The following is a 9,852-nucleotide window of genomic DNA, read 5'->3' as shown; positions in this document are numbered from 1 at the left end:
GATGGCGGCGGACTGGTCGGCGGTGCTGCGGGCGTCCTGCACCGAGCGTTTTACGTCGGCGATGATCGGCTGCAGCTTGTCGAGGAAGCGGTTGAACCAGCCGGCCAGCTCGCCCAGCTCGTCCTGGCGGGCGTAGCCCAGGCGGCGGGTCAGGTCACCTTCGCCGGTTGCGATGTCCTTGAGCATGCTGGCCACGCCAAGGATCGGCCGGGTCACGCCACGGGCGGTGAGCCACACCAGCAACAGGCCGGCGACGGCGGCGGCTACGCCGAACAGCAGTTCCAGCCAGGTGCCCTGGGCGTTGCGTGCATCCAGGTCCTTTTGCAGCTCGAGGGCCGGTGCCAAGAGGGTCGGCATGGGCACGTCGAGGAGCACGGCCCAGGGCTTGGATTCCGGGATCGGCTGCAACGGCGCGAGTACCTGCAAGTGGTCATTGGCCTGCTGCTCGTGGGCCCTGCCCTCGCGTTGCAGGCCGAGCAGCGCATTGGCCTCGTTCGGGTAGGCCTTGGCCAGGCCCTGGCCAAGCAGGCCGGCATCCGCGCTGTAGCCGGCGAGCAGGCCGGCGGGGCTGAGGATGCTGATGGCGCCCTGCCCGTCGTACAGGCCCTGGCTACCGGCGCTGGCCAGCTGTTGCAGGTTGCTCAGGCTGATGTCCATTCCGACCACCGCGAGCATCTTGCCGTTCTCGATCACCGGGAAGGTCAGCGTGGTGATCAGCGTCTTCTGGCCCGAAGCGTCGTCGAAGTACGGGTCCAGCAGGCAGGGTTTCAGGGTCTGTTTCGGGCAGTTGAACCAGGTGTTGAACGGGCTGCCATCGAGCATCGGCGTGGCATCGCTGATCATCACTTCGGTCGGCGCGAGGCTGCTCAGGCTGCCGCCGCGTTGGGCCCAGTAGGTGGAGAAGCGACCCACCTCGTTGCTGCCGAGTTCGGCGCGGTTGGCGTAGAGCGCGTCGTTGCCGTCGAGGGCGTTCGGCTCGAACACCAGGTAGAGGCTGAGCAGTTGCGGGTTGGCCTGCAAGGCCTCCTTCACCTGCTGGTGCAGGTCTTCGCGAAGGGCCTGGCTGTCCAGTTGCATCTTTTGCGCCTGACGCCGCTGCTGCAGCACCTGGCGGGAGAAGTTGAGGCCGTCCTGATAGGCCGACAGGAAGTAACGCTGAATAGTCAGCGCCTGCACCTTGCCCTCCCCCTCCATGCGCTCGCGGGCCGAGGCTTCCAGCATCTGCGTGCTGTTCGCCTTGACCAGCGCGGTGCCCGCCCCCATGCGATAGAGCGATATGCCTATCAGCACGGCAACGATGGCCAGCAGGCAGAGGCCGGCCAGCAGGGTGATCTTCCACTGGATGGAAAGTCGGTTGAGGGGCATGGGCAAGGGTCCTGTTTACTACGGGTCGGCGATGGGGCGCGGGCATGGCGCGCCTTCGTATATAGCGGCAGAAAACGGCTTCAACTTGAGTCCGGATGGATCAATGAACGGTATTGACCCGGTGTCGAACCGGTCCATTTCTTGAAGGCCTTGTAGAAGGCGCTGGTGTCGGCAAAGCCCAACTCGAAGGCCAGTTCGGTGAAGTTGCCTTCACCGTGGTCCAGCCGGGCGATGGCGAGGTCGCGCCGCACCTGGTCCTTCAGCCCCTGATAGGACTGCCCTTCGAGTGACAGCTTGCGGCGCAGTGTGGACGGCGCCATGTAGAAGTGGCTGGACAACGCCTCCACATCCGGCCAGCGCTCGGGCTTGATGCTGCGCAGGTAGGCACGGATGCGCGCCGCCAGGCTCTGCGGGTCGCGATAACGCACCAGGATGTTCGCCGGCAGGCCACCGAGGAAGCGCTTGAGGTCGCGAGTGCTCCGGCGCACCGGCAGCTCCAGGCAATCGGCGTTGAACAGCAGACGGCTCTGCGGACGGGAAAAGCGCAGGTTGGTGCTGAACATCACCCGGTAGTCCTCGATGTAGTCCGGCACCGTGCAGCGCAGGTCGACACCGAGGATGGGAATGCGCCGTCCGGCCAGCCAGCACATCAGGCCGTGAATCATCAGCCATAGGGTGAAATAGCTGAAGGCACGGCATTGCTGGCCTTCGGGCTCATCCAGGGTGATCTCTGCGAGGCCGCCCCGACGCTCCAGGCGCGGCGAAAGGCCGTCGAAGACCAGTTCGAGGAAGCGCAGGGACAGCTCCAGGGCCGCTCCGACCGTTGGCTCCTTCACCGCCGCGCGGGTCATGTAGGCGAAGCTGCCGGACTTCATCCGCCGCGGATTCATGCCGAAGAACTCGTCGTCCATGGTCCGTGCGATCAGCAGCCAGAGCTGCCCGTAGAGCTGCGACGACACGCGCCCATAGGGCTTGGCCAGCAGCTCGGCGGGAATGCCGGCCTGGTTCAGCAACCCAGAATCGTCAAAGCCCCGCTGGCGCAATTCCAGCAGGGCTTCGTGGACGAGGCGGACGGAGATGGTGCCTTTCTCGGCGGACGTGCCTGTCATGGGCTCCCTTGGGTAGCGATTGCCGTCGGAACGGCCATTGTAGGGGCGAATTCATTCGCCAAGCAGAACGCAGTTCTGCCGTTCCTGCTCGGATTGGGCAGCTGCGCTGCCCTTGGCGAATGAATTCGCCCCTACAGGAGATCGATCGCCTGTCTTCCGGCCCTACCGAATCGCGGTCACCTTGTCGTCCTTCGGCGGAGTCAGTTCCTCGATGCTGATCTCGCGCATGCGGAACTTCTGGATCTTGCCGGTCACCGTCATCGGGAAGGCATCCACGAAGCGGAAGAAACGCGGCACCTTGAAGTGCGCGATGCGCTCCTTGGCCCAGGCACGCAGCTCGTCCTCGGTTGCGGTGTGGCCGGGGTGGAACTTGATCCAGGCGACGATCTCTTCGCCGTACTTGCTGCAGGGAATGCCGATCACCTGCACGTCGGCCACTGCCGGGTGGGTGAAGAAGAACTCTTCCAGCTCGCGCGGGTAAACGTTCTCGCCACCGCGAATGATCATGTCCTTGCTGCGGCCAACGATGCAGACGTAGCCGTTCTCGTCCATGGAGGCGAGGTCGCCGGTGTGCATCCAGCGGCCTGGATCGATGGAGTCAGTGGTGGCCTGCGGGTTGTTCCAGTAGCCCAGCATCACGCTGTAGCCACGGGTGCAGAGTTCACCGATGGTGCCGCGCGGAACGATCCTGCCCTCGGCGTCGACGATCTTGCTTTCCAGGTGCGGCTGGGTGCGGCCGACAGTGGTCACGCGCAGTTCCAGCTCGTCATCCGGACCGGTCTGGAGGGATACCGGGCTGGTCTCGGTCATGCCGTAGGCGATCTGCACTTCACTCATGTGCATCTCGTTGATGACGCGGCGCATCACTTCGATCGGGCAGGTGGCGCCGGCCATGATGCCGGTGCGCAGGCTGGACAGGTCGAACTCGCCACGCTGCGGATGATCCAGTTCGGCGATGAACATGGTGGGCACGCCGTACAGGGCGGTGGCCTTCTCCTCGGACACGGCACGCAGGGTGGTCAGCGGGTCGAAGGCGTCGCCCGGGTAGATCATGGTGGAGCCGTGGGTCACGCAGCCCAGGTTGCCCATCACCATGCCGAAGCAGTGGTACAGCGGCACCGGGATCACCAGGCGGTCCTGCTCGGTCAGGCCGAGGCTTTCACCCACCATGTAGCCGTTGTTGAGGATGTTGTAGTGACTGAGGGTGGCGCCCTTGGGGAAGCCGGTGGTGCCGGAGGTGTACTGGATGTTGATCGGGTCATCAAACTGCAGGCTGGCCTGGCGCTCGGCCAGGGCCTCGACGCTCACCTCCCCTGCTCGCTGCTGCAGCGTAGCCCAGGGCAGGAAGGCGGTCGGCGGGTTAGCGGCCAGGCTGACCACGCCACGCAATTCCGGCAGGCGCTCGCAGTTCAGGCTGCCCGGCTCCGCCGCGGCCAGCTCCGGCACCAGGCCGAGGAACATGGAGTGGTAATCGGACGTCTTGAAGGCATCGGCGCAGATCACCCAGCGGCAGCCGGATTGCTTCAGCGCGTACTCCAGCTCGCTGCTGCGGTAGGCCGGATTGATGTTGACCAGGATGGCGCCGATCTTGGCGCTGGCGAACTGGGTGATGCACCACTCGGCGCAGTTGGGCGCCCAGATTCCCAGGCGGTCGCCGCTGTTCAGGCCCAGTGCGAGCAATGCACGGGCGTGGCGATCCACTGCCTCTGCCAGTTCCTTCCAGCTGTAGCGCAGGCCCTGATGCCTGACTACCAGCGCCTCGCGCTCGGGGAACTGGGCAACGGTGGCATCGAATGCCGCGCCTATGGTCATGGCGAGCAGGTCCTTGTCCTGCCGCCCCCGGGTGTAGCTCTGGTGATTCATGGCTTTCCCTTCTTGTCTTTGTGCTGGGATCGACGCTGATCAGCGGGCCTCCAACTACGGCAGAGAGGCCTGGTACGTACGGGGCTTTATTTACCTTTACGTAAACGTAAAGGTAAATAAAGCCGGTTTTCCTGTCTAGTGACTCATTGGTCGGATATGGGTTCGATCGTCCGCAGGGGGAAAATCACTGTAGGGGCGAATTCATTCGCCAAGCAGGCCGCAGGTCTGCCCTGCGGCCTTGTCAGGGGGCAGCTGCGCTGCCCTTGGCGACTGAAGTCGCCCCTACAGAAGAGCATTCACCCCTAGGGATTTCCGCCCTTACCTCACGAACACCTGTGTCGTGGTAATCGCCATGTCGCCACCCGGCAGTTTGATGTTCTTGATCTTCTCCAGGCTATCCGGATCGAACACCGCGATGTCATTGAAGGTGCCGGCCAGATAGAGCTTGGAGCCCTCGGTATTGAAGGCGACGCAGTAGTAGGAGTGATCCAGGTTGGCGGCCTTGATCAGCTTCTGCTCCTTGATGTCGTACTTGGCCAGGCGGTTGAGCACGCCGAACATCTGGTTCGGGTCCTTCGGCGAACGCAGGCCGGTAAAGTACAGCTCGGTCAGCGGCGCGAAGTCCTGGACGGTGGACTTGCCGGTCTTCAGGTCGATGCTGACGTAGCCATAGATGAAGTCGGCGGTGGCCAGGTCCTGCTTCTCGTCCTTGAACTTGGCCGTGGTGTAGAGCATCGAGAATTCGTGGTTGGGCGTCTGGTGCGGCCAGAAGTAGAGGACATCCGGCGGGCTGTACAGCGGGCGCTTCCAGTTACGGCCCGGCACAGCGACTTCGTACTTGCCGGTCTTCACATCCATCTTGTAAATGTCCGGCCCGGCGACGTAGAGGGTGCCGTCGTCGCCCGCGCGCATGAGGTAGATCTGGCGCGGCATCGGGAAGCTGCGCACCGGCTTGGCGTCCAGGCCGGCGCTGGTGTCATAGACCTCCAGTCGCGGCTGCTTGACCACGTAATGGTCATTGAGCATTTCGGTCGGATTGACGGTGGTGTAGAGCTCCTTGCCATCCGGGCTGAGGGCGAAGGAGAACATCGAGCGCACCTTTTCCCCCGGCTTATGCGACAGCTTGGCGTGGAACACCGTCTTGCAGTCGTCCAGGTCGACGCCGTAGAGGTCGCCGAAGTGGTTATTGAGGATGAAAGCGGTCTTGCGGTCCGGCGCCATCATCGCCGTACCGGGGCCGAAGGCGTCCGGCAGGCGGCAGGTCTTGTACAGGCTGTCGGTGGCCAGATCGACCACGTGCAGGTTGTTCGGGTAGTTGGTGGCGATCATGTATTCATGACCGGCCTTCAGTGCAGGGCCGGATTCGTCCGCAGCCCAGGCATGGGTGCCCAGTGCGAGGCCGGCAACAGCGGTCGCCAGGCTGGCGATGGCTTTGAGTTTCATCAGTGTTTCCCTCTTGTTCTTATCGCCGGTCATTTGTCTTTCGGGAATACGGTGCCGAGGTTGCGCCAGTCGTCCATGGAGTTGGTCGCCTGGGCGTTCCAGTCCTGGTAGGTGCTCATCATGTCGGGCACCTGTGCCGGCCACCAGCAAGGGTCGGAGCAGCCATAAAGGTCGGCTTCCATCGGCTGGCAGAGGGAACTCACGCCGCCGAAGGCGTCCACTTCCCAGCCCGGGTCGGTGGTGGCCGTGCAACCGGCCACCGCACTCATGGCCACGACTTCTTCGATGCGATCTTCGGCTGCGGCTTTTTCGAGCATTTGCGCTTTGTTGTTGAGCGGCTTCAGATGTTTCATGTCAGTGCGCCTTCCGCGGAGAGATGTAGCTGCTGATGAAGGCCGGGTTGACGGCCATGATGCGGCTGTAGACTTCGATGCCGAAGTCCACCCAGTCGCGCATCAGCTCGCAGTAGTGATAGGTCGGGTGAGTGGGGTCGCCATAGCGGGCGTAGCTCTCGTGGTAGCAGCCGCCGGAGCACAGGTTGCGAATGCGGCAGGTGTCGCAGCCGGTGCCGCTGCGGTCCAGGCGCTGGGAGAGGAAGTCGTTCAGCTCGACCTGCTTCACCCCGCTGTGCACGTTGCCGAAGGTCGGCATGCTGGAACCGGTGAAACGGTGGCAGAGGTTCAGCTCGCCCTTGTGATCCACCGCCAGCATCTTCAGGCCGGCACCGCAGGGCAGCGCCTTCTTGTGGCCTTCATGGATGTCGGTGATCAGCTGGTGCAGGTTGGAGAAGCCGATGTTGCGGTGCTCCAGCGCGGCTTCCAGGTAGCGACGGCCGAGGGCCTTCATGTTGGCGAAGACTTCCACCAGCTCTTCGCTGGTCAGGTTGTAGTTCGCCATGTCGCCCGAGGTGACCGGGGCGAAGCCGACTTCGGCGAAACCCAGCTCGTTGAACAGGTGGTTCCAGATGGTCTCGACGTCGGTGATGCCGCGGGTCAGGGTCACCCGCGCGCCGACCGGACGGCTGCGGTAGCGCGACAGCAGCAGATCCACCTTGCGCCGCACCACGTCATAGGTGCCCTGCCCGCCCACGGTAATGCGGTTGCGGTCGTGCACCGTCTTCGGACCGTCGATGCTCACCGACAGCCCGAAGCGATGCTTGTTCAGGTAGTCGATGATCTCTTCAGTGAGCAGCGTGGCGTTGGTGGTCATGATGAACTCCACCTGCTTGCCGGCCTCGGCGAAGCGACGCTCGCAGTAGTCCACCATGTGCTCGATCAGAGGACGGTTGGACAGCGGCTCGCCGCCGAAGAAGACCACGCTGTAGCGCTCTTCGTCGGGTGACTCGCGGAGCAGCATTTCCACCGAGGCCTCGGCGGTTTCCGCGCCCATCTTCTTGCCGGCGGAAGGCTTGTCCAGGTCTTCCTTGTAGCAGTAGGTGCAGCTCAGGTTGCAGCCGGTGTTGACGTTCAGCACCACGGTATTGAGCGCCGTACGCTCGACCTTGCTGATGCCGATTTCCGGCGTCAGCGGCGAGCCATCGCTCACCACTTCCAGCGCGATCAGCTCGCGCAGGGTTTCATCGATATCCTGGCCGGCGAAGCGCCCGGACAGGCGTTGCACCAGGTCTTCGGACGAGCAGCTCTGCTGACGCAGGGCGTCGATGATGCCACCGGTAACCTCATCGGTGGCGAACAGCGAACTGCTCGGGATATGGAACAGCATGCGGTCGGCATCCACCCGCACTTCGTGCAGGTTGCGTTCGACCAGATTCAAGATTGCGCCCATGGCGACCTCCCGGAATTCTTCCCAATCGTCGTTGCGAATCCAGGCGGGGCAGCCCCGCCCGAGCCGATACCGCTTACGGGATCGGCGGGTTGTTCCAGCGTTGCACGGTGACGATCAAGTGGCCTTCACCCTTCTGGCCGCCCTCTTCAAGCTGGGCGATCACCTTCAGGTTGCCGGCGTTGTTTGTCATCATCTTGCGTTCCGGGTTCGGACCGGCGCCGCCGGGGATGAACACGCCATCGGCCTGCATCACACCTGCGAACTTCACGTCCTCGTCTTCCTTGGCGCGCTCGTCGAAGGCCTCGACCGACCATTTCGCAGGCAGGTAGCCAATGCGGTACGGCTGGCCGTCAGCGCCCTTGCCCCAGGCCTCGGCCTCGAAGCGGCCCTGCACCTTGGGCGTGGAGCCGCCGTTCTCGCCAACACGGGCGATGGAGAACTCGGGCACCACCTTCACTTCCGCGATGTCCTTGTAGACCGCGAGGTCGACGCCTTTGAGATCGCCGAGGGCCACGCTGCGCACGCCCGGCGCGGCATCGGCGGCGGCTTTGACTTTGACGCGTACCAGCTTCGGCGTGACTTCCAGCACTTTCACCACTTCGACGCCGGCACCGAGGTCAGGCGTGCCCTTCAGGCCACTGCCCACCAGGGTCAGCTCGGCTTCGCTACCAGCCTTGATGAAGGCGGGTTGCACGGCCAGCAGCTTGGCATTGCCATCCTTCGCGGCGCTGAAGTCCAGGCCGCGCTCGTCATGCTCGGCCTCGAACATGCGGCCTTTCATTTCGCCGTTGATGGCGGCGAACACCTGGCGCAGGTTGGTCTCGCCGACCTTCACGTTACCGCGCCATTCGTAGCCGTTGTAGAGGATGGCCGAGCCGCTGCCGTTGAACGGCGTGCCGTCGGCATACTGGCCTTTCACCTCGACCTTGAAGGTGTCGCCAGCATCGGCGGTCACGGTCATCACACCGCGCACGTCACCCTTGGTCAGCATGTGGCCGCTGAAGCTCCACTGCCCAGGCAGCGCATCGGCCTTGGGCTTGGCCTTCTGCCAGTCGGCCCAGGCCTGGTTTTCCAGCGGGAAGCGCTTGGCCAGTTCCGGCACCATTTCCTTGATGGCGAGGTCGAACCAGTCGCGGTCGCGGGACTGAGCCTGGTATTCGAGGGACGGCCACTGGCCGAGGTGGAAGTTGACCAGGTGTTCCCACTCCTTGGCCGGACGGCGTTGCAGGGCGACACGTGCCCCCGAGTGGCAGCGGCCACAGGTCTGACTCAGTTGATCGTCGAATTTCTCCACCGTGTTCAGGCGACGCTCCATGGCGTAACGCACACCCTCGGTCTCGCTGGGTGCCAGGCCCTGCTTGTCGGCCAGGTACTTGACCAGCGTGCGACGGTCGTCGTCGCTGATCTGCAGCCCATGCATCACCTGCATGCGGGCGATGCTCATCAGCCAGCCCTCAGGGGTCTTGCGCTGGTGGCTGATGCGGCTGTAGGTATCGTTGCCCTCGGGGATGTGGCAACCCATGCACTTGGACTTGAGGAGGGCTGGACCCTCCTCGGCTGCATGGGCCTGGGCGAACATGAGGGACGCCATGGCCAGTGCCAGGGTGCCCGCGTGCTGCCGGAGTCGAGTCGTCTTCAAGGTCAGACCTCCACGGTGTTGTTCTTATGATTTGCACCCCACGGCGGAGCGGGTGCAGTTGTCACGGCAAATACATAATGTGTGCCATGCCAGTGAAAGTCCTTTTATTACAACGATTTAGCCGTAAAACTCAGGCTTGGCAGGGATGCTGGCGGTGAAGCCTGGCGTCTAATTTCGCGACAGACTGTTCCACGCTGAGACTGCACCACCGAGCATCCAGTAAAGGTAGACAGTGCGACTGTTCCAGGCCCGTCTCATCGAGTCTCAAAGTGCAACAGCGAGACATTCGGAGATGACCGAATAACACCATTAAATTCCTTTCAAATCATTGCCTTATGCGAAATTTACGGCCTTGGCATGGGGGTTGCGAAAGCCAGGTACAACTTCAATGAATAGAGGCTTCCCCCATGCTCGCTGACCTGCCCGTCCTTCCCCAGACCACCGCCTTCCTCAATCGCAAGCTGAAGATGCTGATCGGCGCCGAATGGCAGGACGCCGCCAGCGGCAGCACCATGACTTTCCGCAACCCCGCCAGCGGCGAAGTCCTCGGCAACGTGCCTTCCGCCGCCGCCGAAGATGTCGACCGTGCCGTTCAGGCCGCGCGCCAGGCCTTCGACGATTCCGCCTGGAGCCGCATGCGTCCGCGCG

General features: G+C 63.4%; 8 protein-coding genes. 1 reads left to right on the top strand and 7 read right to left on the bottom strand.

All coding sequences use genetic code 11. The annotated features are described in order from the left end of the window. From MnOB_RS22485 to peaA, 7 genes are all read right to left on the bottom strand, one after another. Positions 1 to 1,365 (bottom strand): methyl-accepting chemotaxis protein (locus tag MnOB_RS22485; protein ID WP_158713848.1); only part of this gene is annotated, 1,365 nt, incomplete at its 3' end. 80 nt (positions 1,366 to 1,445) lie between these two features. Next, the gene (locus MnOB_RS22480; RefSeq protein ID WP_077526467.1) at positions 1,446 to 2,474 is read right to left on the bottom strand and encodes an AraC family transcriptional regulator; all 1,029 of its coding nucleotides are present in this window, start codon (positions 2,472 to 2,474) and stop codon (positions 1,446 to 1,448) included. A 162-nt stretch (positions 2,475 to 2,636) separates the two neighbouring features. Beyond that, complete coding sequence (locus MnOB_RS22475; protein ID WP_077526466.1) at positions 2,637 to 4,337, bottom strand: AMP-binding protein; 1,701 nt, start codon at positions 4,335 to 4,337, stop codon at positions 2,637 to 2,639. Between the two features lie 318 nt (positions 4,338 to 4,655). After that, positions 4,656 to 5,780 (bottom strand): quinohemoprotein amine dehydrogenase subunit beta, encoded by a 1,125-nt coding sequence (peaD, locus tag MnOB_RS22470; RefSeq protein ID WP_077526465.1) that lies wholly within the window; start codon positions 5,778 to 5,780, stop codon positions 4,656 to 4,658. A 29-nt stretch (positions 5,781 to 5,809) separates the two neighbouring features. Next, positions 5,810 to 6,133, bottom strand: coding sequence for a quinohemoprotein amine dehydrogenase subunit gamma (qhpC, locus tag MnOB_RS22465; protein ID WP_077526464.1), 324 nt, complete (start codon positions 6,131 to 6,133; stop codon positions 5,810 to 5,812). A gap of 1 nt (position 6,134) precedes the next feature. Continuing rightward, positions 6,135 to 7,565, bottom strand: coding sequence for a quinohemoprotein amine dehydrogenase maturation protein (gene peaB, locus MnOB_RS22460; protein WP_077526463.1), 1,431 nt, complete (start codon positions 7,563 to 7,565; stop codon positions 6,135 to 6,137). 73 nt (positions 7,566 to 7,638) lie between these two features. Next, positions 7,639 to 9,156, bottom strand: coding sequence for a quinohemoprotein amine dehydrogenase subunit alpha (gene peaA, locus MnOB_RS22455; RefSeq protein ID WP_234358315.1), 1,518 nt, complete (start codon positions 9,154 to 9,156; stop codon positions 7,639 to 7,641). Positions 9,157 to 9,611: 455 nt separating this feature from the next. On the opposite strand from peaA, the gene MnOB_RS22450 reads away from it, so the two are divergent. After that, the coding region (locus MnOB_RS22450) for an aldehyde dehydrogenase family protein (protein WP_158713847.1) at positions 9,612 to 9,852 on the top strand (241 nt) is incomplete at its 3' end.

Source organism: Metapseudomonas resinovorans, from assembly GCF_002003485.1.
GTDB lineage: Bacteria > Pseudomonadota > Gammaproteobacteria > Pseudomonadales > Pseudomonadaceae > Metapseudomonas > Metapseudomonas resinovorans_D.
This window is presented reverse-complemented; position numbering and strand designations above follow the sequence as displayed.